Source organism: Gammaproteobacteria bacterium, from assembly GCA_016705365.1.
In the GTDB taxonomy this organism is placed as follows: Bacteria; Pseudomonadota; Gammaproteobacteria; order Pseudomonadales; family UBA5518; genus UBA5518.
Genome location: JADIYI010000009.1, coordinates 372,678 through 397,730, shown reverse-complemented (window position 1 = coordinate 397,730; position 25,053 = coordinate 372,678). Strand labels below are relative to the sequence as shown.

Sequence of the window (25,053 nt, the reverse complement as noted above, 5' to 3'; positions counted from 1 at the left end):
TGTGCGTATCACCAGCGGCGTCGCAGCTGGGCGCCGATGCGGCGCTCGCGCAGCTGTAGGGCCCGCTGCTCCGGGTCGATCCGCGGTGTATCCGCCGGCAGGTGCTGGTGCAACTCCTTGAACGGCACCGCCTTCAGCGTCGGAAGCGGCAGTGCGTCGGCCTGGTACCAGCGTCCGATGATCATGCCCTGGAGCGCGCCGCCGGGATCGAGCCAGTTGGCCACACCCGGGTCTTCGAGGCTGATCACGGCACGGAAGCGGCCGTCGGCATCGAGTCGGGCCTGGTGACCATTGAGGCTGCTCTGGCGATAGATGAACTCCACTGCGTTCCACAACTCGTCATTGAGCTGCACGTTCCAGTAGCTGTGTTTTGCCGGCAGCGTGGTCTCCAGGATCAGGGCCTGGTCCGGGGCCAGCCGGAAAATACCCTGCCAGTACGCCTGGGCCGGTACCGCACCGCCGAAGTCCGCGAGTTCGACCTGGTTGATCATGCCGCGCGCCAGCACCGCGTTCTGGTAGTCGAGCCACAGGCGCGACAGGCGCCGGACAAAACCTCCCAGCAGGGCGCGTGCCCGGCCATCGACCTGTTGCGGGGTGGGTCGGGGCTTCAGTGAAGGCGCGCCGAGACGCTCGATGGCCAGGCTGGCTTCCCGCTCCACGCCCCATGCATAGCCGCGATTGCGCACCATGATGAATTCCGATTCCGGATGCAGGTGCAGCCAGTTGCCTTCATGGCCGGCGGGGCGCTCGGCGCTGAAGATGACTTCGAATTCGCCGTCCGCTCCCAGTTCCAGGTCATCGGCATCGTAGTAGCCGAAGTTCTTGCCCGGCGCGTCGGCCATTCCCATCATGTTGGCGCCGGTGGAAAAGGTCAGCAGCCGGATCGTGCCGCGGTTGCCGACCACCCGGTAGACCGCATCGCCGCGCACCGGGGCCAGCTGGTAGGTGTCATCGGGGTTGGGCTGGAGCAGGAACACGGAGTTCAGGAACGGCGCCCAGTCGGGGTGATCGGCATCGGACTGGAAATAGATGAAATAGCCCTGCGCGAGATTCATCAGCAGTTGCTGATACAACTGCGCCCGTAACTGCTCGCTGTGCGGATCGAAGCCCAGTTCGATCAGATCTTCCGCGGGCTTCAGCAAATCGACGTAGGAGGACCAGGGCAACAGTGTGGAACTCATCGGGAAACCTCCGCATACGGCGCTACCGCGCTCGACGATTGACAAACGAGGTCGGCGTACGATTACGTTGTCGCATTGATGTCACCCGCGACTGCGCAACCGAACAGGATTTTCGCGGGTGCGGGTTCCTTCGCCAGAGCATCACAATAACCGCACATGCGAGTGCGCGACAATGGGGGCATGTCATGTTCTGATACCGATTAGGCCGTTTCGGATTTAGCCGCACCCGCATTTGCGCGATGCCGCCCGCTACCATGTTTGCAATACCGGGGTCTTTTTGTCACGATCGCCGAAGACAAGGGAACAGGAATCACGATGGCCATTGAAATCAGGGAAACGTTCCAGGTCGCCGCTCCGATCGAGCAGGTGTGGAGCTTCATGAAGAGTCCGGAGAATCTCGCGGGCTGCATGCCGGGCGCCTCGATCACGCAACTGATCGACGAGCGCAGCTTTATCGGCACTGTCAAGTTGAGGGTAGGGGCCATCACGGCGAGTTACGACGGCACCATGAGCTTCATCAAGCTCGATGAAAGCACGCGTGAGATGACCCTGCTGGCCGAGGCCAAGGAGAAGGGTGGCGGCACGGTGAGCGGTACGATATCCGCCAGCCTGGTCGCGCAGCCCGACGGCAGTACCGAGGTGCGCTGCGAATCCAGCACTGATCTGACGGGGCGTATCGTGCAGGTGGGCCGCGGCATGATCGAAGGGGTTTCGAAGCAGATAATCCAGAAGTTTGTCGCCAATGTGAAAGGCATGTTGGAGACGGCTTCCGCGGCGGCACCCGTCACGGCTGACAGCAGCGGTACGCCCGTGTCGCCGCCGCCTCCGCCGCCGGTGAAGGAAGACTCGATCAACGTGCTCGCGGTGGTCTGGAAAGTGATCTGGGATGCGATACGCGGCTTTTTCCGGCGCCTGCTGGGACGTTCCTGAATCACTGCGCCTGACTGAACGGCGCCTTTTCCCTACAGGCTGATTTGCGGGGTGAGCAGCGTGGCGCTGCCGCCCCGCGCTGCTTGCGACCCTCAGCTCTCGATGATGCGGATGCGCTCCGCGACCAGTTCGGCGATATCAAAAACCTTGCGTTCCTCGCTGTGCTTGCCGGCGCTTGCGGTCAGCATCAGGGTGCAGAACGAGCACGAGGTCGCGATCCTGTTGGCGCCGGTGTCCAGCGCTTCCTGGGTGCGAACGTCACTGATGCGCGCCGTCCCGCCCTGTCCGCCCCAGTAATTTCCGCCGCCGGCGCCGCAGCAGAAACTCTGCTCGCGGGCGCGGGGCATCTCGATCAGCTGGCCCACGGCCGCCAGCACGCGGCGCGGGGCCTCGACGATGCCGTTGTGCCGCGCGAGATAGCAGGGATCGTGAAACGTGATCTTCTCGTCGCTCTGGGCGGCGATCCGCAGGCGTCCGTCGGCCAGCAGTTCATCGATCAGCACCGAGTGCGGAATCGTCTGCCAGTCGGCGCCGAGTTCGGGGTAATAGCGGTCGAAGCTGTTGAAGCAGTGCGCGCACAGGGTGATCACCTTCTGCACCCGCTGTTCGCGGAAGTCCTGGATGTTGGCCTCGGCCAGCTCGACGAACTGCATCTCGTTGCCCATCATCTTGGCCGGGTCACCGGTGCAGCGTGATTGCGCCAGTATCCCGTAGGATATGCCGGCCGCCTCGAGGATGCGCACCATCGCGCGCGCGGTCTCCTGCGCCCGCGGCTCATAACTCACCGAGCAGCCGATCCACAGCAGGTAGTCGCTGACGCCGGGCTCGAACACCGGTACATCCAGGCCGTTGCGCCAGTCGGCCTGGTTTGCCGCGGTTCCGACAAAGGGATGTTCGCGCGACTCCAGGTTGCGGTTGGCAGCGGCCATCGTGTCCGGCATCGTGGCCAGTTCCATCACGAAGTGGCGGCGGAACTCGAGGATGATTTCCGCCGGGTTGTTGCTGACCGGGCAGACCTCGACGCAGGCCGCGCAGGTAGTGCAGTTGAATATTGCCTCGCTGCCCAGCACCTCGATCAGCGAGGCGTCGTCGAAGCGGTCCTCAGCGAGGTACTCGGCACAGATCGCCATGACCTTCTTGGGCGAGAGATCCTTGCCGGTCTGCGCCGCCGGACAGACCTCATGACAGCGCCCGCACCACAGGCAGGCCGAGGCGTCGAGCAGATGCTTGCGGCTCAAGTCGGCCAGCCGGGCAGCGCCGAAGGACACATCGCCCTCGGCATCGAAGTCCATCGGCGCGAGATTGATGCCGGGGCGCCGGTTCGCCAGCCCCGAATTGCCCGGCCCGAGCAGCATATGCGCCATCGGCGTACGCGCGATCAGCACGATGAACGTGACGCCGAGCAGGCCGTGCAGCCACCACAGCAGCTTGAAACCGAACAACAGTGCGTCTGGATCCAGCTGCTTTCCGAGAGCGGCGGACAGTGCCGTGCCGAGAAATTCACCGCCGCTGCCCGGTTGCAGCGCGAGACGAAAGCTCTCGGAGCAATAGCCCGCGACCACGATCAGCAAAATGAGCGCTTCCATGCGCTCGAAGCCCTGACGGGTTCGACCCACCACCAGGCGTTCGGGCGGAAAGAAGCGACGCAGCAGGAAGAACAGCACCCCGAGAAATACCATGATCCCGGCGATCTCGCGCCCCAGCTCCATCACCAGGAAGCCGAACCAGCCCGCATAGACCGGCACACCGACAAAACTGAGCGCGAATACTGCGTGACCGAAGATCAGGATCAGCGCACCGCAGAACAGCAATCCATGCGCGATACCGGACCAGCGCCGCTGTTTGAGGCGCGAGGTCAATACACCACGGGTGAGGAAGGTGCGCCAGTTGATGTTCTCCAGCGCACCCGCGAGGCTGGTGAACGCGGGCCACGCAGGCTTGCCGTGCGCGATGCGCCGCCAATGCCCGCGCAGGCCGAATCCCAGGCTGCCGAGGGCTGCAACCAGCAACAGAGCCAGGAGCAGGTAGCTGAAGGCAGACATTTCCGGCATGGCGCACGCTCGACTGTTTTGCGCCGAGTATAGCGCCTTGGCTATCGTTTCAGGATCGTGGCGGTCGCATTACCGCCGAGACCATTGGTTTGCGCCAGTCCCACCCGGGCACCCGGCACCTGCCGGCCACCCGACTGGCCGCGCAACTGCCAGGCGAGTTCCACGATCTGGAACACGCCCATGGCGGTGGTTGCTTCACCGAACGACACGAAGCCGCCCGAGGGGTTGATCGGCATGCTCCCGGTCGGGGCGGTCTGGCCGCTCTCCAGCAGATGTTCCGCTTCGCCGGGCTGGCACAGCCCCCATTCTTCCGGATACGCCAGCTCGTAGAAGCAGGTGTTGTCCTGAAGTTCGGTGAGACTCAGTTCCTTGGGACCGATGCCCGCCTGTTCGAAAGCCCGGGTCACTGCGGCCTGCACCTCGGTGTGCAGGCTGGGTCCGTTGGGCACCGGTCCCGCGAGACCGCGCGGCAGTGCATCGCTGAAGTGCATCGTCGCGACCGTACTGGATGCGACACGCACCGGATGGGTCGTGAACTTCCTGGCGGTTGCGCTGGAGCAGATCACCACCGCTGCCGCGCCGTTGGACACCGGGCAGATCTCGAACAGGCGCAGCGGATTGCTGACATAGGGCGAGGCGAGCACTTCCTGCAGGCTGATTTCCTTCTGGAAGCGTGCGTAGGGATTGTGCACCGAGCATTTGCGTGCCTTTACCGTCACTTTCGCGAGCTGTTCCTCGGTGGTGCCGAATTCGTGCATGCGCCGACGTGCCAGGGTTGCCCAGAACGAGGGTCCGGGCATGCCGACGCAGCGCTGGCGCAGGAATTCCGGGTCCGTGACTTCCTCGACTCCCGAGGTCTGGATCATGCCCTTGGGCATCACTTCGCCGCCGACCACCAGCACCATGTCATAGACGCCGCCGGCGACCATCGAGTAGCCCACGTTGAAGGCATTGCCGCCCGCCGCGCAGCCGGCCGACATGTTGTACACGGGAATGCCCGTCGAGCCCAGGTCCTCGACCACATCGTTGCCGTTCAAGCCCCAGCCCTTGCCGCCGGAGAAGCGCGAACTGGCGGCACAGACCGCCTGGATCTGCGTCCACTTCACTCCCGCGTCGGCGAGGGCCGCATCGACGGCGTGACGACACAATTCGGTTACGGACTTGTTGGCGACGATATCGTCGCCGGTCTTGCCGAAGCGGTGAAGACCGACACCCAGTACGGTGACTTCCTGCATCTCACTGACTCCTTGTCGCAGGTGCTGCGATCTGTCTGAATTTCCACGAGGTGAATGCCTTGCCGTCTTCGTGATACAACGTGTCGATCACCAGTTCGACGCCGCTCCCGACCCGCACCTGATCGGGAGGATCGATCATCTGGCCGACCACGCGCAGACCGCAATCCAGGTCCGCCACGCCCACCGCGTAGGGCGTGAAGGGTTTATCGAACTTGTGCGGCGCCGGTGGCGGAAAATTCGCGACCGAGTAGCTCCACAGTACACCACTGCCGCTGAAGCTGCAGTCCTCCATTTTCGATTCGCCGCAGTCCGGGTTGTGGCATGCGGCGGATTTGGGGAAATAGGGGGTCCGGCAGCTGGCGCAGCGTGAACCGTGGATCTGCGCCACGCCGTCATTCTCGCTGAACAGCCCCGGGATACAGGGAATTCTTTCTTCGGACATAGCAGTCTCCCTCAGGTATTGCCGGCCTTGGCCAGCTTGATCAGTTCGGGCATCACCGCGAGGCAATCACCCGCGATGCCATAACGTGCGTAGCGATAGATCGATGCGTCGCGGTCCTTGTTGATGGCGACGATCGTTTTCGCCGCGGAGCATCCGGCCATGTGCTGGCTCGCGCCCGAGATGCCGACCGCGATGTACAGGCCGGGACGCGTGATCTTGCCGGTAAGCCCGACCTGGCGCGAGGAATCGATCCAGCCGTCATCGACGATCGCGCGCGAGGCGCCGTGCATGCCACCGAGCAGTTCGGCGAATTCCCGCACCAGTGCGTAGCTGGCGGCGCTGCCGAGTCCGCGCCCGCCCGCGACGATCACATCGGCATCCTCGAGGCGCGGCCCCGAGGATTGCGCGCTCGCGACCACGGTCCAGCGTTCCTGCACCGCGCCGCTGCTCACGGTGATCTCGCGTGTTACGGGGTCGCTTGGCGCGGGTGCCGCTTCGGCGCCGAGCGTGGTGCTCAGGATCGATACCACGTTGACCGGAGCAGGCAGTCGGTACACGGCATGGGTGTCACCGCCATAGGCCGTGGCGCGCACTTCGAGTTCACTGCCCTGGGCCTCGACGTAGAAGCCGTTCATCACCACCGGCACACCGAGCCGGGCGGCGAGCCGCGGCGCGATCAGGCGTGCCGCTGGTGTCTGGTTGAACAGGATCGTGGTGGGGGAGTACTGCGCGCAGTAGTCGGCAAGAGCCGCGAGCAGTGCGTCGGGGCCTTGCTGCGCCTGTGCAATGCGATCGATATGCGCCACGCCATACCGGCCCGCAATTGCGCTGGCGGCCTCGCCGAGGCCGCCGATCACCAGCCAGTCGAGATCCTGCCCTTGCGAGCGGCTCAACCTGCCCGCGAGCGACAGCGTTTCCTCGGTTCCGCCCTCGAGGGATTCTCCCCAGCTGCACAACACCACGCTCATTCCGGCTCTCCCCGCAGTTTCGATGCCTGGCCACAGTCTAATTGCGCATATGCACTTGCTGCCTGCCCGCGGCGGATCAAATCCGGACGACAGCATCTCATTTCAGGACAAGGCAGTCCACGCGCGCCGCGCGCGTTGTATTGTGGCTGTAACTGGTGCAGGATTCCAATCCGTTCGATCAACAAAGCAGAAGGTACGCGATCATGGCAGATCAGGATTATTTCGTGGCACTGACCGAGTGCCATTTCATGAACCCGCAGACTATGTCCGAAATCGGCTACTACCCGGGAATGGCGCGGTGGTGGGCCAGCGTCGACGGCGTCATGCGTGCCTGGTCGGGACGCGATCTGTCGGGAGAATGGCCGCATCCGCTGGCCGAGGAACTGATCAAGTACATGGACGAGGCGCGCGTCGATGTATGTTTCTGTCTGCGCGAGCCGATGATGGACATCACCGGCGGCACCGTGTCGATGTCGACCAATGGCTTCATGATGCAGCAGATCGCACCCTACCCGGGGCGCATGTACCTCGAGGCGAACTGCGGTCCGGTGATCCGCCGCGGCCTGGATCACGCGATCTGGGAACTCGAGCACATGGTCAAGGAGTGTGACGCCAAGCTGTGCAAGATGTATCAGCCGGAGGACGCGGGCCCGATCAACGACAAGCGCTTGTGGCCGTTCTATGCCAAGGCCCAGGAACTCGGTGTGCCGCTGACCGTGCACACCGGCAACTCCTACGTGGTGCCGCAGCCCGGATCGCACTGCGATGTGCGCCAGCTCGACGATGTGCTGCTCGCATTCCCCGATCTGAAGATCATCGCCTACCACGCGGGCTGGCCCGACACGGAAGCATTGATCGGTCTGTGCGGCAAGCACACGAATCTCTACATGAGCCTCTCGGGGATCATCGGCTGGTATGAGCGGGCACCTTATCGTGGCTACCACGTGATCGGTACCGCGCTGCAGTGGATGCCGGCCGACAAGATCGTGCTCGGTCTCGACCTGCCGTTCGACGATACCAAGCGCGTGGTCGATTACATCCGCAATCTCGACATGCCGGAAGAACTGCAGAAGAACTGGGGTTATCAGCAGCTCACCAACGAGGACAAGGCCAAGATTCTCGGATTGAACCTCGCGCGGCTCACCGGCATCGATCCGGTGAAGCGAATCTGAGCCCCGGCGTTCGCCGGCCCAGGATCCAGGTGGCACAACAGGACGGAGTGAGGACATGGCGACTTTGAAGGCCGGGACGCGGATGCGCAGCGCGGTGTGCAAGACCGAGGTGATGGTCATCGTCGCACCCGCGGTGGATGTACAGCTGAGTTGCGGCGGGGCAGCGATGATCGCGAGCAGCGAAACGCCCCCCGCCGGCGGTGCGCCGGCCGCGGACAGCAGTGGCGGTACCCTGCTCGGCAAGCGCTATGTCAGTGCGGCCGGCGACCTGGAACTGCTGTGCGTTAAGCCCGGCGACGGCTCGCTGGCGGTAGACGGCGCGCCGATGGCATTGAAGGAGGCCAAGCCGCTGCCCTCGTCGGATTAGCACGGGCTCAACGCCGGGCCAGCGCAAGACGCCGCTTGGGAGTGTTGACATGCTCCCAAGAGATGGCATCCTTGCGGCTTTCGGAACGGCCCTTGGCGGGCGTGGTTCCATTGCCGGCCAGATCCCGTATGACGACGCGCGCATTGAATGTCAGCAATCGGATTGGGTTCTATCTCGCGCGGATGGCACCCCGGGGATTCAGCGCGGAGCAGGTCCTCGACGGCACCGGCTTGTCGTGCGCCCAGATCCACGATGAAAAATTTCATCCGGAACCGAACGATTTCCGCAGGATCGTCCACAACATCCTGTGCCTGAGCAACGATCCCTGCATCGGCATCGCGCTCGGGGCCGAATTCGGGATCAGTGACCTGGGAATACTTGGATATGCCGCGCTGACCGCCTCCACCCTGGAGCAGTCGCGCAGGCTGTTCCTGAAATACACGACGCTGAACGAGCGGGTGATCACCACCACGAACGAGATCCGTGACGGCAAGTGGTTTTCCGAGATCAGCGAGATGTTTCCGCTCGGCGACCTGCTTCCGTTCGCCGTGGAGGAGTTCGTCAGCCAGACCATGAGCCTGGCCTCGAATATCAGCAACCGCCCGTTTCCGATCCTGGAGATGCGTCTGAGCTATCCGCAGCCGTGCGATATCACGCCCTACCAGCGGCGTTTCGATTGCCCGCTGTTCTTCGATCAGCCGCGCAATATCGTCTATTTCGATATCGAGCATCTCAACGACCCGATCAGCCTGGCCAACGAGGAAGTATTCAAGCTCTGCGAACGGCAGTGCCAGACACACGCCAACCAGCTCGCCGAGGCCGACAATATTGCCAACCGCATTCGCGTGGCGCTGGTCGAGAAACCCGGCGAGTTTCCGAAGGTGGAGCAGATGGCGTCGAGGCTGCGCATGGGATCGCGCACACTGCGCCGCCGGCTGCAGAAGGAGAACCTGACCTACCAGGAAATTCTCGACGACACGCGGCGTGATCTCGCGCTGCAGTACCTGCAGTTCACCGCGCTGACCCCGAAGGAGATCGGCTTCATGCTGGGCTACAACAGCGTCAGCAATTTCCGCCGTGCCTTCAAGGGTTGGACCGGCAGCAAGCTCAGCGATTACCGATCGCACGAGTGAACTCCGTGAAGCAGTCGGCGCTGGGCGGGCGTCGGGTTCTCGAAATCGCCGATGCCACGGGCGTCTACTGCGGCAAGCTGCTTGCCGACCTGGGCGCGGAAGTGATCCGTCTCGAACCCCCCGGTGGTGATGCCACGCGGCGCATTGCTCCGTTTCCCGCTGGTGCGGGCACCGACGATCCCGGTTTTTTCCACTGCTACATGAATGCCGGCAAGAAGAGCCTGACGCTGGATCCCGATACCGCGGCGGGCCGTTCGCTGCTGCTCGACCTGGCGGCCACCGCGGACCTGATCGTCGAGACGCTGCCACCCGGGCGGCTGGCGCAACTCGGCCTCGGCTTCGAGCAACTGCGGGCGGTGAACCCGGCGCTGGTGCTCACCTCGATCACGCCGTTCGGCCAGAGCGGCCCGCACCGCGACTACCCGGGTGCCGATATCGTCGCGATGGCGATGGGCGGCGCGATGGTGGTGACCGGCGATCCGGCCGATCCGCCGGTCACTCTCGCCGGCTCGCAGGCCTGCGTGGCGGGCGCGACGCTGGCGGCGGTGAGCAGCCTGATCGCGCTGCGCCACGCCGCATGCACCGGGCAGGGGCAACACGTCGATATCTCGATGCAGGAAGCGATGCTGGCGGTGACCAGCATCTGTGGCGCGAGCAAATGGCTCGACGACGGGCTGGTGCCCAAGCGTTTCGGTACCGCGACGTTTTCTTCCGTGCCTTCGGGAATCCATCGTTGCAGCGATGGCGAGATCTACCTCATGGTCAATCGCCCGCTGCACTGGAAAGCGCTGGCGCGCTGGGTGCACGAGACCACCGGCAACGAGGAGATCCTCGACCCCATGTTCGAGGGCTCCTCGCTGCTGCGCCAGCCCTACCGCGAGCTGCTGGATATCTTCATCGGCGAACACACCGCGCGTTTTACCGTGGAGCAACTCTACCGCGAGGGCCAGCGACGCCATCTCGCGCTGACACCGCTCAATTCCGTCAGCATGGTGTGTCACGACCGTCATCTGGCGGAGCGCGGCTTCTTTGTCGAGGCGCCGCAACCCGCCGGCCGCTGCTGGCGCGCGCCGGGCGCTCCGTACCGCCTGTCACGCACGCCGTGCAGGGTCGGAGGTGGCGCGCCGCAGCCGGGGGAACACGATGGAGAGCTCGCCGCGCTGCTGGCGCGCCGCCCGCCGGCCCGAAGCGCGGCGGTGTCCGCGGAGTTGCCGCTCGCCGGTGTGCGCGTGGTCGAATTCACCGCCGGCATGGCCGGACCGTGGATCGGACGCTTCATGGCTTGGTGCGGTGCCGATGTGATCAAGGTCGAATCGAAAGCCTACCCCGACGTGACCCGTCTCTACATCCCGCCGCGCGAGCCGCAGCTCGGCATCCAGCCACAGTGCTCGCCGTGGTTCACCGACTGGAACGCGGGCAAGCGTTTTGTCTCGCTCGACCTCACCACGGCCGCGGGATCGGCGCTGGCGCGCAGGCTGATCGGCGCCAGCGATGTGGTGATCGACAACAACAGCAGCGGCGTGCTCGCGAAACTCGGGCTGGGTTTTGATGAGCTGGAGCGCTTGCACCCGGAAATGATCCTGTTCAGCAGCACCGGTTACGGTGACAGCGGACCAGATCATCATTACGTGAGTTGGGGCCCGAACATCGAGACGCTGTCGGGGCTTGCGAGCGTGTCTGGTTTCCCGGGCCGCGATTGCACGATGACGCAGTTCGCCTATCCCGATCCGCTGAGTGCACTTCACGGGCTGTGCGCGATCCTCGCCGCGCTCGAGCACCGGCGCGAGCATGGCGCGGGGCAGCGCATCGATCTCTCCCAGCTCGAGACCATGATCGCCTCATTCGGACACCTGGTGCTCGAGACCCTGGTGGACGGACGCGAGCCGCGGCGCCTCGGCAACGGCTCGCTGAGCCACGCGCCGCAGGGCTGCTATCCCTGTCGCGGGGAGGATCGCTGGTGTGTGATCGCGGTGGCCGATGAAGCCGAGTGGCAACGCTTCTGCACCCTGCTCGGGCGACCGCACTGGATTGGCGATGCGCGCTTCGCCGATGCCGGCGCACGCCGTGTGAATGCCGCCGAACTGGACCGCCTGATCGGGGAATGGACCAGCGCCCGCGATCCTTACGAGGTGATGCACCTGCTGGCGCAGGCCGGTATCGCGGCCGGTGTGGTGCAGGACGTGGAGGATCAGCTGCAACGTGACGGACATCTCGCGGCACGCGCATTTTTCGAGGAAATCTCGCATCATCGCAAGGGCACGGTGGTGGCGCCGGGTATACCGCTCGGTCTTACCGGCACACAGGGGCGCACGCGTGATGCCGGCCACGCGCGTGGTCACGATAACCGTGAGGTCTTCTGTGAACTGCTTGGCCTGTCTTCCGAGGAATTCGCGAACTATCTCGAGGGTGGTGTCATCGAAGCGGCTGATGCGTAGTCACGCGCGCCACCCCCTTTGCCGCTGATACGGCATTGATGGTCGCGGGAGTGGGCCGCGGCAAGATCGCGGCGCAGCTGCTGCGCCGCGATCTTGCCTCTCTGCCTACCAGCGGTAGGTGAAGGAGGCTCCGTAGGTCCGCGGCTCGAGATAGTAGGCGAGGAGGTAGTCGGAGAAGAATCCCGGCCCGAAGTCGATGAAGTTCACCGGCTGTTGCTCGTCCGTGACATTGCGAGTCCACAGCGAGAATTCCGCCGTACCGTTGTTGCCGACCGGGATATCCTTCAGCGCCAGGCGCAGGTTGAGCAGCCCGTAATCGTCCACCTTGGTGTTCCTCGCCGTCGCTCGCCTCGTATCGATGGTGTCCAGCTGGTACGCGTAGGCATAGAAGGACGAGCTGTAGCTGTAGTCGGCCAGGGCGCGCAATTCACCCCAGGCGGTCTGCGCGAGCCGCGCATCCGCGGTCAGGCTGAGCGTGTGCTCGGGCGCATGCGGGAAGGAGCGGTTGTCCGCCACGTTGCTGATCGGCTGACCGGTCGCGGGCGCTTCCATGAACTCATCCCACTCGGAGTCGAGATAGCCGTAGCTCAGCTGCAGCCGCAGTTCCTCGATCGGCAGCCAGATGCCCTCGAGCTCCACGCCCTGGGTGGTCGCCTTGCCGGCGTTGCGAATCACCGAGACACCGGGCAAACCGGTGAACTGGTTCACCTGCATGTCCTCGATCTCGTTATGGAAAGCGGCCGTATTCAACTGGAACTGCCCGTCGGCCGAGCTCATCTTGGCCCCGATTTCCCAGGTGGTCTGCTGCTCGGGGTCGAAGGGGGTCACCGCCTCGAGGGCATTGCCCGCCTCGCCCGGGAAGCCGCCACTCTTGAAGCCCTCGGAGTACTTGAGGTAGACGTTCAGCTGGTCGCTGAACCGGTAGGCAACGCTCGCCATCGGCGTGGTATCGGAAAACGACTCGTCGGCCTTGACCCGCGGGATGGGTGCTCCCGCCCCGGTGACGGTCTTGTAACGCTCCGTGTCCTTGTCTTCATCCGTGTAACGCAGCCCCGCGGTGAGCGTCAGGGCATCCGTGACATGGTAGTCGAGCTGCATGTAGGCGGCCGTCGCATCGGTGCCGAAGCCGTACTGCGAGCTGTCCGTGCCAAAAAAGAACTCGTGCGGGTTGATCGTGTAACCGTCGTCCGTGAAGTAGTACAGGCCGAGCACGTAGTCGAGCCGCGCCGCATTGCCGATCAGCTGCAATTCCTGTGAGGTCTGGTCGTAGTCCGAAATCCGGTTGGCGGTCGCGATGAGCAGCGGCGTGCCGTCGAGGTCGACCGAATCGTCGTTGCGCAGCTCACGATAGGCCGTGATCGATTTCAGCGTGTTGCTGTCGTTGATCTCCCAGCTCAGCGTCAGCGCATGCCCCTGCAGCTTGATCTGCTCGTATGCCGGCCAGTCGGTGCTCACGGTGTCCTCCCAGTCCTTGGAGGCATAGGCCGAAGCCGCGGTGAACAGGGGGTTGGACGGGGTGACGCTGTACAGCTGGCTGTTCGGCGGCATCTGATCCATCTTGGTGTAGTCGAAGCTGTAATCCGCCACGAAGTTGTCGCTGAAGTCGAGTCCGAGGGCGTAGCGCAATGCGTAGCGGTCACGGCTGTCGAGCTCGGTGCCGGGGCTGCCCCTGGTCAGATCCACGAGACCATCGCGGTTCTCCGAGCGTGCCCCGAAGGACATCCGCGCGATGCCCATCTTCGGCATATCGAAGGTCACTTTCTCCACGTGGTGGCCATAGTCGCCGACCTCGAAGCTCGCGGTGCCGCCAAACTCCCCGCTCGGCTTGCGGGTGATCAGGTTGACCGCGCCCGCCATGGTGTTGCGCCCGTACAAAGTGCCCTGCGGCCCGCGCAGCACCTCGATGCGCTCGATGTCGACCACCTCGAAGACCGAGCCCACGGCCTTGCCCAGGTAGACCCCGTCGAGATACATGGCGGTGCTCGGTTCCCAGTACATCGCGGCATTGACGGTGACGCCGCCACGGATCGCGATCTGTGACACGACATTGCTGTTGGGGTACTTGCTCACCATCAGGTTCGGCGCCAGGGTGCGCAGATCGAGCACGTTGTCGATGCCGCGCGCCTCGATCTGCTCGACCGTGACGGCGCTGATGGCGATCGGCACGTCCTGCAGGCGCTCCTCGCGCTTCTGCGCCGTGACGATGATCTCTTCGATCGAGGCCGATTGGGCCAGGGCCGTGCACGGAATCGTAGCAGCAATGGCTGCGCCGAGAAGGAGGTGAACACGGGATCTCGCAAATACGTCGGAAAGGGTTCTCATCAAAGGGTCTCCTGGCGGGTTGATCGAAAAGCAGGGGCCGTACGCTGCGACCCCATTCGCTCATTTTAGCGCATCCTGGCCACCGGGCGGTGTACGCGCCGGATCCAGGCAATTGCGTTGCGGCCAATTGGATATCTATTTGGGTCAACGCGAATCATCGGGGGGGGTCGAGTACGTGTGTGCCGAGCGCAGCTGAGCTGAGCTAGCTGCTGTGGTCTTGTAAAGCACGGTCGTGCACAATGAACGCGTGGCCTGTTGCCGCGCGAATGGATTGGTTGTTTTCGTGAATTTTTCCGATTTGGAGGAGCTGTCATGAGATTCGGGTTTCACACCTTCATGGTCGACCCTGGCGAGTTGCAGGATATCGCGCGCACCGCGGACGCCAGCGGTTGGGACAGCATCCAGGTTGCGGATGCCCCGTTTTTTCCGGAAACGGTTTCCGTTCCCTATCCCTATCACCCCGATGGCTCGCGCTTCTGGCCCCTCGATATGCCGGTGCTCGACCCGTGGGTCGCGATCACCGCGATGGCCGCGGTGACGCAGCGCATCCGCTTCGTTCCCTCGGTACTGAGGCTGGCGATCCGCCAGCCCCTGCTGGAGGCGAAGAGCCTGTGCTCGGTGGCGGCAATCTCCAATGATCGCGTTGCCCTCGGCGTTGGCTTGGCGTGGATGCCCGAGGAATTCAAGTGGCTCAACCAGGACATGAAGACCCGCGGCGCGCGTCAGGATGAGGCGATCCAGGTGCTGCGCCTGCTGATGCAGGGCGGCATGGTGGAGTTTCACGGCAAGCACATCGACTTCGACCGACTGACGATGGCGCCGGTGCCGCGCAAGCGCATTCCCATCTACGTGGGAGGCACCACCAAGCCAGCACTGCGGCGCGCCGCACGTTACGGCGACGGCTGGATTGCCGTGATTCATGCGCTGGCAGAGGTCAAGGAGGTCGTGGCGGAGCTGACCCGGCTGCGGCGGGAGTTCGGGCGCGAGAACGAGCCCTTCGACATCATGATGCACTGCCCCGACGCGGAGACAGTCGATGACATCCGGCGTCTGGAGGACCTGGGAATCACCGATCTGCAGGTCACACCGTGGACTCTGCCCGGCAGCGTGCAGGTCGAAAAGGGGCTGTCCAGCAGCATGCAGCAGCAACCCTCACTGGCCGCGAAGCAGGACGCGATCAAGCGTTATGCCGGTGAAGTGATCGACAAATTGCGCTAGCCAATGCGCCGGGAGCGATCTGAGCCTGTCTGCGTAGCCATCGCGTCATGAATTCGCGGCAGGGCATGCTTCACGGTCAATGCCTGTGCGGCGAGGTTCGCTACGAAGCGAGTGGTGCTGGCGGTGCGATGTGGTACTGCCACTGCCGCGCGTGTCGCAAGTCGAGCGGTGTTGGCTTCGCAACCTGGATCGAAGCGCCCGGTATCCGCTGGCTGGCGGGCGAGCAGCAAGTGACCCGCTTCAGCGCATCGCCGGCTCTCGTGCGCGCCTTTTGCGAAAGGTGTGGGAGCGTTTTGCCGGCACTTGCCGCGCACGGCGGAAGTGCGTTGTTGCCGGCGGGGGGGCTGGAGGATACCGGAGCGAGGCAGCCCTGTTGCCACGCTCATGCGAGCGAGCGAGTGGCTTGGTTGCCGGTCTGGAACGATGCCCTACCCCAATACCCGGGACCGCGCGGGCAGGGCGATCCGATCGATCCACATTCTAATGACGCTTTGCCGGATGCACGCCTCAGCCCCGCGACCGTTCCCGGGAGTTGTCTGTGCGGCGCAGTCGGGTGGGCTGTCGAGCCGCCGCTGTTCGCGATGCGTGTCTGTCACTGCTCGCGCTGTCGCCGGCGTTCGGGCAGCAGCTACTTCGTGGGCCTGGCTTGCGGCGCCAGTTCCTTGCATTGGCGAAGCGGCGAACAGCTGGTTCGCTCGTGGCAGATGCCGGGCACGCGGTTCTACAAGGTATTTTTCTGTACGGTGTGCGGCGCGGCCGTACCATCGGCGACGGCTCACGGGACGTTTCTTTCCGCCGGGACCCTGGACGACGATCCTGGCATACGCGCCAGCTGTCACATCTACTACGGCTCACGTGCGCCCTGGATCAGCACAGCGGACGGCATGGTGCGCTTCGACGAATTCACGCCGCCGGATTTCGCCTGGAAGAGGGTCGATGCGGATCAGGCCGCAGACGGCGCAGGTTGAAGTGACCTCGAGGGCGCATCGGTGTCGGTGTGCTCGCTGCCGTATCGCTCGACGCGGCGTCGAACCGCGGTGCGCGCAAGATGCTGCATTGGCGGCGCGAACACGAGCGTGCCCTGGCTGATCGGAAACCCTCGAGACGCAAGCGGTTGCAGGAAGACGAAACCGTTGTCACGGTTCATAGCGAGACCGGGATTCGAGGCAGGAATTGCGTGCCTGAACAGATAGTCATCACCGCTCATCCGCAAGACGCAGGGACCGTATTGCCGCCCGAGCATTTGTGATTTAATGCAATTGCAATGACTGCGCTTCAAGCTTTGTTTTCATGTCAATCAGAAAAAGGACTGCTCGCATGCGTAATGAGAATGACGAAGATGTGTTTTCCATTTCCGCGGTCGAAGAGTTGCAGGCGGCAAATGTGCCGGAGGGCATGGACCGCCGGGCGTTCATGATGCGCACTGCGATGATCAGCGGGATGGCGGTGCTCACCGGTCGTCCGGTATTGGCCTCCACCAATTCCCCTGGCCAGGACGCGGCGCCACTTCCGGTTACCATGTCGCCGGACCTGCAGTTCGTAAAGAACGCCAAGGGACCGGTCATGACCACGCTCGAGGAGTTTTACAAGGTCGGTCCCGGCCCATCGAGCTCCCATACCATCGGCCCGATGCGCATTACCTACGATTTCTACCAGCGTTGTACCAAACTCCCCCCGGACGTTCTCGCCAAGGCAACGGGTCTCAAGGTGCATTTGTTTGGCAGCCTCAGCGCCACGGGCAAAGGCCACGGTACGGAGCGCGCGTCTCTGGCCGGCCTGGTCGGCAAGGAGCCGGCGACAGTCGAGCCGGCATTCCTGGACAGCCTGGTCGAGAAGCCCGACCAGACTTTCGCGGTAAAACTCGGCGACAAATCCCTGCAGCTGTCCCTCAAGGACGTCATTTACGACGCTCCCAAGGGCGACTTCCCGCATCCCAACACCATGACCTGTGTGCTGTTGGCGGGTGACACCGTGCTGCTCGAGCAGGAGTATTACTCGGTGGGCGGGGGCTTCATCGAATGGAAGGGCTATCAGCCGCCGAAAAAGGGCCAGCCGAAGTACCCCTATTCCACGATGAAGGAACTGCAGGCGCACGCACAGAAGAACAAGCTGAGCATTGCGCAGGTTGGCATGGCGAACGAGATCGCGGTCTCCGGCAAGACCGAGGCGGAAATCAATGCCTTCCTCGACAAGATTTCCACCGCGATGGTAAACATCGTCAAGTCCGGGCTCAGCATGCCGGTCGGGATCTTGCCCGGGCCGATCAAGCTCAAGACCAAGGCCGGTGAGGTCTACAAACGCGCCATGGACGATGCCTACGTGAATCAGCGCGCCATTGGCGTGGTGTCGGCTTACGCACTGGCCGGTTCCGAGGAAAACGCCCGCGGCCACCTCGTGGTGACGGCGCCCACCGGTGGCTCCGCCGGCGTCATTCCGGCCCTGGTGTATGTGCTCGGCGAGGGTGGGCGCAAATTGCCGCAGGAGAAGATTCGGGAGGGGCTGATAGCGGCTGCGGTGATCGGCTATCTCGGCAAGCACAACGCCACGCTGTCGGGTGCCGAGGGCGGCTGCCAGGCCGAGATCGGCGTCGCGTCCGCGATGGGTGCGGCACTCATCGCCCAGGCGCACGACTTTGATGATCAGGTGGTGGCCAACGCTGCCGAGTCCGCGCTGGAGCATCACCTGGGGATGACCTGCGATCCCGTCGCCGGTTATGTGCAGGTCCCCTGCATCGAGCGCTGCGCCTTCGGTGCCATCAAATCCTGGACGGCCTTCATGATCGCGAGCAACGAGATCGCGGTCGACCGGCGTCTGGATTTCGACACGACCGTCAATGCGATGGCGCTGACCGCCAAGGAGATGAACTCGAAGTACAAGGAAACCTCGGAAGGCGGACTGGCCGTATCGGTCGTGCTTTGCTGAGGCCTGCCGCGTGAGCCACACTCGTCGACGCCGGCCAACAGGGGTCGACACTTGAAGAGTGGTGCAAAAACGGTCGCGATCGCCTGGCTGATCGCGGCCGTTTACTATTTCTACCAATACATGCTGCGTTCCGCACCGGCGGTGATGATGCCGCAGATGGCGGAGGGTTTCGGGCTGACTGGCACGGCCGTTGCCTCGATGGTCGGTCTGTTCTATTTCGGTTACTCGCCATTCAGCCTGGTTGCCGGCGCAGCCATGGATCGGCTCGGGCCGCGCAAGGTGGTGCCGCTGGGCGCCGCGGCGGTCGGCATCGGGGCGCTGCTGTTCAGCACCGGAATCCCCGAGCTGGCGAGCCTGGGCAGGTTGCTGCAGGGGGCAGGCGGCGTCTTCGCGCTGGTGGGCGCAATCTACATCGCCACCAATAATTTTCCCGCGTCCCTGGCGGCAACCCTGATCGGCGCCACCCAGATGTTCGGCATGGCGGGCGGCTCGGCTGGCCAGTTCCTGGTGGGTCCGGTGATCAGCGCAGGCTTGCCCTGGAACCAGTTCTGGATCGGGATGGGAATCGCGGGCCTGGTGATCTGTGTCCTGTTGTTTGTACTGCTGCCGCCACAGGCACAAACGCAAAGCCGCGGGCATGGCAAGGCCAGTGTCATGGGCGCCTTCGGCGTGGTATTTCGCAATCCGCAATCCATTCTGTGCGGCGTGATCGCCGGACTGATGTTCATACCGACGACGATCTTCGACATGGTGTGGGGCGTGCGCTACGTACAGGAGGGGCTCGGTTTTGACTACACGGCGGCGGTGCTGCGCTCGGCTGCCGTGCCGTTCGGCTGGATCATAGGCTGTCCGCTGCTCGGTTATATTTCTGACCGGATCGGACGCCGCAAACCGGTGATCATAGGCGCGGCGCTGGTGCTGCTCGCCTGCTTCGCCTGGATTTTGCATGGCCCGACCGGCCTGTTTCCGCCCTATGTGCTCGGGCTGGCTACCGGCATCGCCTCGGGCGCGGCCATGCTGCCCTACTCGGTGATCAAGGAAGCCAATCCGCCCGAGGTCAGTGGTACGGCCACCGGGGTCATCAATTTTCTGAACTTTACCTTCAGCGCGTTGCTCGGTCCGGTGTTCGCGTCGCTGTTACACAAAGCGGCGGACGGCGCGGAGGCGATGACGCGGCAGCATTACCAGGCGGCATTCGAGCCACTGCTCTACGGCCTGGCACTGGCCATCATTTTTGCATTTCTTTTAAAGGAGACCGGCACCGCCGTCCGCCTGGAATCCCCGGCAACAGCGAGCCATCAGCCATGAACAGAAAAACCGGAACGGGAAAATACGAAAATCTGCTGAAGCGGTGCCACAAGCTCGCGCCCATACCGACGGCCGTGGCCTACCCTTGCGAGGAGACGGCACTGGCCGGCGCGGTCGAGGCGGGCGGGGCAGGCCTGATCATACCGATCCTGGTGGGGCCGGCGGCGACGATTCGGGCGCTCGCCAGGAAAAAGCGCATCGAACTCGGAACCATCGAGGTTGTCGATGCCGCGGACAGCCGCGAATCGGCCGCAATGGCGGTACAACTGGTCCGGGAGGGCAGGGCGGAACTGCTGATGAAAGGCAGCCTGCACACCGATGAACTGCTCGGCGCGGTGGTGGCGCGCGAGAAGGGCCTGCGCACGGGCCGGCGCCTCAGTCATGTGTTTATCATGGACATCCCGACCTACCACAAGGTGCTGATGGTCACCGATGCCGCCATCAATATCGCGCCCACGCTCGAGGACAAGCTGGACATATGCCAGAACGCCCTCGATCTCGCGATCGTGCTCGGTGTGGAAAAACCCAAGGTGGCCATACTCGCGGCCGTCGAGACGGTGAACTCGAAAATGCCTGCAACCCTCGACGCCGCCGCGCTGTGCAAAATGGCCGAGCGTGGGCAGATAACCGGTGGCATGCTCGATGGTCCCATGGCCTTCGACAATGCCATCAGCAAAGAGGCGGCAAAGATCAAGGGCATCCGTTCGGAGGTCGCCGGAGATCCCGACATCCTGCTGGCGCCGGATCTCGAGGCGGGAAATATTCTCGCGAAGCAACTTACTTTTCTGGCCAACGCCGACAGTGCCGGCCTCGTGCTCGGTGCGCGCGTACCGGTCATCCTGACCAGCCGTGCCGACAGCGTCCGGGCGAGACTGGCCAGTTGCGCGGTCGCCATGCTGGCGGCGCACGCCCGGCGCAGGCACGGGAAACAATCGCCGCGCAAGCCCTGAGGGAAACGAACGGCATGAATGATTACGCTCTGGTACTGAACGCAGGCTCGTCGAGCCTCAAGTTCTGCGTCTACCAGCGACCTGCCAACGATGCGTGGCGGCTGGAGGCGCGCGGTCAGATCGAGGGCATCGGTACCACACCACGACTGACGGCGAAGAACAGCGCGGGTGCCGTCATGGACGATCGGCAACTCGAGCAGACCGTGTGCGACGGGCGAACGGCACTGGCCACCATGGGCGAATGGTTGCGCTCGCGCTACGGCGGATCGCGGGTGCTGGGTGTCGGCCACCGTGTCGTTCACGGCGGCGCGCGGTTTGCCGGCCCCACGGTGATCACACCCGAGGTTCTCGCGGAATTGCGCAAGCTCATACCGCTGGCGCCCCTGCACCAGCCGCACAATCTGGCGGCCATCGAGGCGGTTGGCGAGGTGCTGCCGGACGTGCCGCAGGTCGCGTGCTTCGACACGAGCTTCCACCGCGGCCAGCCGGCCGTCGCCGAGCTCGTACCGTTGCCGCTGGCGATTCGCCGCGGCGGGGTGCAGCGCTACGGATTCCACGGCCTGTCTTATGAATACATCGCCTCCGTCCTGCCAGAAGTTGCACCGGAGATTGCGGCCGGACGCGTGATCGTCGCCCACCTCGGCAGCGGTGCCAGCCTCTGCGCGCTGCGCAACGGCGCGAGCATCGACAGCAGTTTCGGATTTACGGCTCTCGATGGCTTGTGCATGGGCACGCGCCCCGGCGCGATCGATCCCGGTGTGATCCTGTATCTGTTCCAGAATCTCGGGCTTTCGGCGAAGGAGGTGGAGGCCCTGCTGTACAAACAATCGGGCCTGTTGGCCATTTCCGGTACCAGCAACGACATGCGGGATCTGCTGCGCAGCAACGAGCCCTCGGCGAGACTCGCGGTTGACTATTTTGTTTATCGTGCCGCCAGGGAGATTGGCGGGTTGGCCGCGGTCCTTGGCGGTATCGACGCGCTGGTATTCACCGCCGGCATCGGCGAGAACTCCGCCGAGATCCGCGCGCGAATCTGCACGGCGTCGGCCTGGCTCGGCATCGAGCTGGATACAGACGCCAATGCGGGAGGCGGGCCGCGCATTTCCCGGCAGGGCAGCAGGATTTCAGCCTGGGTGATTCCGACCAACGAGGAACTCATGATTGCCCGCCACCTGAATTCGATGCTGAAGCTCACAGTGCCCGGCGCCGGCCGGCCCGCGGTTACCAACTAGGGAAGTCTGTCATGGTCGCAAGCGTACAACAGCAGAATCCGGTGCCGGACGTTGCCTCTCCCTGGCGGGACTTCCAGTCCGGGCAATGGCAGAGGGAAATCAACGTCCGGGATTTCATCCAGCAGAACTACACCTTGTACGAAGGTGACGCCGCATTTCTCGCGCCTGCTACCCGTCGGACACAGAAGATCTGGGAAACGCTGCAGACGCTCTTCGTCGAGGAGCGCCGCAAGGGCGTGCTCGATGTCTCGCTGGTGCCGAGCTCCATCACGGCCCACGAGCCGGGCTACATTGATCGCGACAATGAGCTGATTGTCGGCCTGCAGACCGATGCGCCCCTGAAACGGGCCATCATGCCCAACGGTGGCTTCCGGATGGTACAGACCGCGCTCAAAACCTACGGGTACGAGGCGGATCCGCATGTCGTGGAAACCTTTACCAAGTATCGAAAGACCCATAACGAAGCGGTCTTCGATGCGTATACCGCGGATATACGCCGGTGTCGAAGCTCGCATATTCTCACCGGCCTGCCCGATGCCTACGGCCGCGGCAGGATCATCGGCGACTATCGCCGGGTGGCACTGTACGGTGTCAAGCAACTGATCGCGCAGAAGAAGGCAGAGCGGGTTGCACTCGATGGCTGCATGTCCACCGATGAGATCATTCGCGATCGCGAGGAACTGGCGGAGCAGGAACGGGCGCTGCAGGAACTCGTCGCGATGGCCGCGAAGTACGGATTTGACATCTCGCGCCCGGCGGCCACCGCCCGGGAGGCCGTGCAGTGGCTTTACTTCGGCTATCTCGCGGCCGTCAAGGAACAGAATGGCGCGGCCATGTCGCTGGGCCGGGTATCCACGTTCCTCGACATCTATTTCGAACGGGATATCGCCGAGGGGCAACTCAGCGAGTCCCGGGCGCAGGAGTTGATCGACGATTTCGTGATCAAGCTGCGTATCGTGCGGTTCCTGCGCACCCCCGAGTACGATGAACTTTTCGCGGGTGATCCGACCTGGGTGACCGAGTCGATTGGCGGGGCGGGTGAGGACGGCCGGCCGCTCGTGACCCGAAACTGCTTCCGGATGCTGCAGACCCTTTACAATCTCGGCCCGGCGCCCGAGCCGAACCTGACGATTCTTTACACGCCACGCTTGCCCGATGGCTTCCGGCGCTTTGTGTCCCAGGTGGCCATCGACACCAGTTCGCTGCAGTTCGAGAACGACGAGATCATCCGCAGGGCCTGGGGCGAGGACAGCGCAATCGCCTGTTGCGTGTCGCCGATGGCGCTGGGCAAGCAGATGCAGTTCTTCGGTGCGCGGGCCAACATGGGCAAGTGCCTCCTCTACGCGATCAATGGCGGGCGCGACGAGATCAGCGGCCAGCAGGTGGCGCCCGCTTGCGCACCGGTGCAGGGTGAGGTGCTCGACTTCGACGATGTGCAGGACCGTTTCGAACGGATGATGGACTGGCTCGCCGGCGTGTATGTCAACGCGATGAACGTCATCCACTACATGCATGACAAGTACGCCTACGAGCGCATCGAGATGGCGTTGCACGACTACGCCCCGCTGCGCACCATGGCGTTTGGCATGGCCGGGCTGTCGGTTGTCGCAGACAGCCTCTCTGCCATCAAGTACGCAACGGTGCGTGTCGTTCGCGACGCGAGCGGTCTCGTGACGGATTATGTGACGGAGGGCGAATTTCCGGTCTTCGGCGTCAACGATAACCGCGTGGACCAATTTGCGGTGTGGGCGGTCAGTACCTTCATGGAAAAACTCCGCAAGTACCCGACCTACCGCAACGCCGTACACACGCAATCGATTCTGACCATCACATCGAATGTCGTGTACGGGAAGGCGACCGGCAATACACCCGACGGGCGCCGCCACGGCGAGCCTTTCGCGCCGGGCGCCAATCCGATGCACGGCCGGGACAGTTACGGCATCCACGCCTCGGCCTATTCGGTGGCAAAAATTCCCTATCGCGACGCGCAGGACGGGATTTCGCTGACCACCTCGCTGGTGCCGACGGGGCTCGGGCGCGTGCCTGAGGACCGCATCACCAACCTGACTTCCATGCTCGACGCCTTTTTCGGCGCCACGGGATTCCACATGAACATCAACGTCATGACGCGTGAAACGCTGGTCGACGCCATGGAGCATCCGGAGAAGTACCCGCAACTCACTATCCGGGTATCGGGCTACGCGGTGAACTTCGTACGCCTGACACGCGAGCAGCAGATGGACGTTATCAACCGGACCTTTCACGGAGCGTGATGTCATGACCGGGCAGCAAGTGCAGCAGAAAGTTTCGCTGGAGGCGAAGAGCCCGTTCGATATGCGTATCGAACTCGGCAAGGACCTGCCCGAGACGGACGTCCGGACGGCGCTTGAAAGCGGCGACATGGGCTTCCTGCACTCCTTTACCACCGGATCGGCGCTGGATGGCCCGGGGATGCGGGCGGTGGCCTGGACGACGGGCTGCATGTGGCGCTGTCTCTACTGCCACAACCCGGATACCTGGACCTTGCGCAACGGCATCCCGGTCGCCGTCGTCAAGGCGACCGAACAATTGCGCAAGTATCGCTATGGTCTGAAAGTCATGTCCGGTGGCTTCACCATCAGCGGGGGCGAGCCGCTGCTGCAGGACCGCTTCGTCGTGAAGATGTTCCAGGCGGCAAAGGGGATGGGCATTCACACCGCGCTCGATACCAATGGCTACTACGGGGAGCGTCTGAGCGACGCGGAGCTGGACCTGGCCGACCTGGTGCTGCTTGACCTCAAGGCGTGGGACGAGGAGAAACACCGTCATTTGACGGGTCGGGAACCGGGTCCGACCCGCGTGTTTGCACAGCGTCTCGCCGCGCGGCGCAGGCCGGGCTGGGTGCGTTTTGTCATGGTGCCCGGGCTGACCGACGACCCCGACGAAGTGGGGCAAATTGCCCGCTTTGCGGGCAGTCTCGGCAATGTCGAGCGCGTGGACGTACTGCCCTTCCATCAGTTGGGCCGCTACAAGTGGGACAAGCTCGGCATCGAGTACAAGCTTGGCAATACCGAGCCCCCTTCCGCCGAGGCGGTGGAGCAGGTGTGTTCCATTTTCCGCGCAGAGGGTCTGAAGACTTACTGAGGGCATCATCGCGCGCGCCGCCGCCCATCGCAATCCACGCCAGGCCCGCAAATCGGCCGCAAGA

At 63.7% G+C, this 25,053-nt stretch carries 19 protein-coding genes; 13 read left to right on the top strand and 6 right to left on the bottom strand.

What is annotated here, in order from left to right:
• Window positions 1-8: 8 nt before the first annotated feature.
• On the bottom strand, window positions 9-1,181 hold the full coding sequence (locus tag IPF49_19925; GenBank protein MBK6289858.1) for a DUF1214 domain-containing protein: 1,173 nt from the start codon (window positions 1,179-1,181) through the stop codon (window positions 9-11).
• Window positions 1,182-1,496: 315 nt separating this feature from the next.
• Between IPF49_19925 and IPF49_19920 the strand changes: the two genes are divergently transcribed.
• Window positions 1,497-2,111, top strand: coding sequence for an SRPBCC family protein (locus tag IPF49_19920; protein MBK6289857.1), 615 nt, complete (start codon window positions 1,497-1,499; stop codon window positions 2,109-2,111).
• Window positions 2,112-2,203: 92 nt separating this feature from the next.
• Here IPF49_19920 and IPF49_19915 read toward each other — a convergent pair whose 3' ends face one another.
• Genes IPF49_19915 through IPF49_19900 form a run of 4 tightly spaced genes read right to left on the bottom strand, consistent with a single transcriptional unit; the run spans window position 2,204 to window position 6,807 of the window.
• Window positions 2,204-4,162: a (Fe-S)-binding protein gene (locus IPF49_19915; GenBank protein MBK6289856.1), complete on the bottom strand. Its 1,959-nt coding sequence runs from the start codon at window positions 4,160-4,162 to the stop codon at window positions 2,204-2,206.
• Window positions 4,163-4,203: 41 nt separating this feature from the next.
• On the bottom strand, window positions 4,204-5,397 hold the full coding sequence (locus IPF49_19910; protein MBK6289855.1) for a transporter: 1,194 nt from the start codon (window positions 5,395-5,397) through the stop codon (window positions 4,204-4,206).
• Window position 5,398: 1 nt separating this feature from the next.
• Window positions 5,399-5,839 carry an OB-fold domain-containing protein gene (locus IPF49_19905; GenBank protein ID MBK6289854.1) on the bottom strand — a complete coding sequence of 147 codons (441 nt, stop codon included), beginning with the start codon at window positions 5,837-5,839 and terminating at the stop codon, window positions 5,399-5,401.
• 11 nt (window positions 5,840-5,850) lie between these two features.
• Window positions 5,851-6,807: an electron transfer flavoprotein subunit alpha/FixB family protein gene (locus tag IPF49_19900; protein MBK6289853.1), complete on the bottom strand. Its 957-nt coding sequence runs from the start codon at window positions 6,805-6,807 to the stop codon at window positions 5,851-5,853.
• A gap of 203 nt (window positions 6,808-7,010) precedes the next feature.
• Between IPF49_19900 and IPF49_19895 the strand changes: the two genes are divergently transcribed.
• The 4 genes from IPF49_19895 to IPF49_19880 all read left to right on the top strand — a co-directional run bounded on the left by IPF49_19895 (window position 7,011) and on the right by IPF49_19880 (window position 11,914).
• A complete protein-coding gene (locus IPF49_19895; protein MBK6289852.1) occupies window positions 7,011-7,979 on the top strand; it encodes an amidohydrolase family protein in 969 nt (322 codons plus the stop codon).
• A gap of 64 nt (window positions 7,980-8,043) precedes the next feature.
• Window positions 8,044-8,346: a hypothetical protein gene (locus IPF49_19890; GenBank protein MBK6289851.1), complete on the top strand. Its 303-nt coding sequence runs from the start codon at window positions 8,044-8,046 to the stop codon at window positions 8,344-8,346.
• A 143-nt stretch (window positions 8,347-8,489) separates the two neighbouring features.
• On the top strand, window positions 8,490-9,479 hold the full coding sequence (locus tag IPF49_19885; GenBank protein ID MBK6289850.1) for an AraC family transcriptional regulator ligand-binding domain-containing protein: 990 nt from the start codon (window positions 8,490-8,492) through the stop codon (window positions 9,477-9,479).
• Window positions 9,480-9,484: 5 nt separating this feature from the next.
• Window positions 9,485-11,914, top strand: coding sequence for a CoA transferase (locus IPF49_19880; GenBank protein MBK6289849.1), 2,430 nt, complete (start codon window positions 9,485-9,487; stop codon window positions 11,912-11,914).
• Window positions 11,915-12,019: 105 nt separating this feature from the next.
• On the opposite strand, the gene IPF49_19875 is transcribed toward IPF49_19880, so the two are convergent.
• Window positions 12,020-14,236: a TonB-dependent receptor gene (locus IPF49_19875; protein ID MBK6289848.1), complete on the bottom strand. Its 2,217-nt coding sequence runs from the start codon at window positions 14,234-14,236 to the stop codon at window positions 12,020-12,022.
• A 312-nt stretch (window positions 14,237-14,548) separates the two neighbouring features.
• On the opposite strand from IPF49_19875, the gene IPF49_19870 reads away from it, so the two are divergent.
• The 8 genes from IPF49_19870 (at window position 14,549) to pflA (ending at window position 24,989) form a co-directional block, all read left to right on the top strand.
• Window positions 14,549-15,454, top strand: coding sequence for a TIGR03619 family F420-dependent LLM class oxidoreductase (locus IPF49_19870; GenBank protein ID MBK6289847.1), 906 nt, complete (start codon window positions 14,549-14,551; stop codon window positions 15,452-15,454).
• 47 nt (window positions 15,455-15,501) lie between these two features.
• Window positions 15,502-16,422, top strand: coding sequence for a GFA family protein (locus IPF49_19865; protein MBK6289846.1), 921 nt, complete (start codon window positions 15,502-15,504; stop codon window positions 16,420-16,422).
• Between the two features lie 349 nt (window positions 16,423-16,771).
• Window positions 16,772-18,376 (top strand): L-serine ammonia-lyase, encoded by a 1,605-nt coding sequence (locus tag IPF49_19860; protein MBK6289845.1) that lies wholly within the window; start codon window positions 16,772-16,774, stop codon window positions 18,374-18,376.
• Between the two features lie 51 nt (window positions 18,377-18,427).
• A complete protein-coding gene (locus tag IPF49_19855) occupies window positions 18,428-19,684 on the top strand; it encodes an MFS transporter (GenBank protein ID MBK6289844.1) in 1,257 nt (418 codons plus the stop codon).
• A complete protein-coding gene (locus IPF49_19850; protein ID MBK6289843.1) occupies window positions 19,681-20,634 on the top strand; it encodes a phosphate acetyltransferase in 954 nt (317 codons plus the stop codon). The genes IPF49_19855 and IPF49_19850 overlap by 4 nt, the downstream gene beginning before the upstream one ends.
• Window positions 20,635-20,648: 14 nt before the next feature.
• Window positions 20,649-21,866 carry an acetate/propionate family kinase gene (locus IPF49_19845; GenBank protein MBK6289842.1) on the top strand — a complete coding sequence of 406 codons (1,218 nt, stop codon included), beginning with the start codon at window positions 20,649-20,651 and terminating at the stop codon, window positions 21,864-21,866.
• 11 nt (window positions 21,867-21,877) lie between these two features.
• On the top strand, window positions 21,878-24,139 hold the full coding sequence (gene pflB, locus IPF49_19840; GenBank protein MBK6289841.1) for a formate C-acetyltransferase: 2,262 nt from the start codon (window positions 21,878-21,880) through the stop codon (window positions 24,137-24,139).
• A 4-nt stretch (window positions 24,140-24,143) separates the two neighbouring features.
• Complete coding sequence (gene pflA, locus IPF49_19835; protein ID MBK6289840.1) at window positions 24,144-24,989, top strand: pyruvate formate lyase-activating protein; 846 nt, start codon at window positions 24,144-24,146, stop codon at window positions 24,987-24,989.
• The last annotated feature ends 64 nt before the right edge of the window (window positions 24,990-25,053 follow it).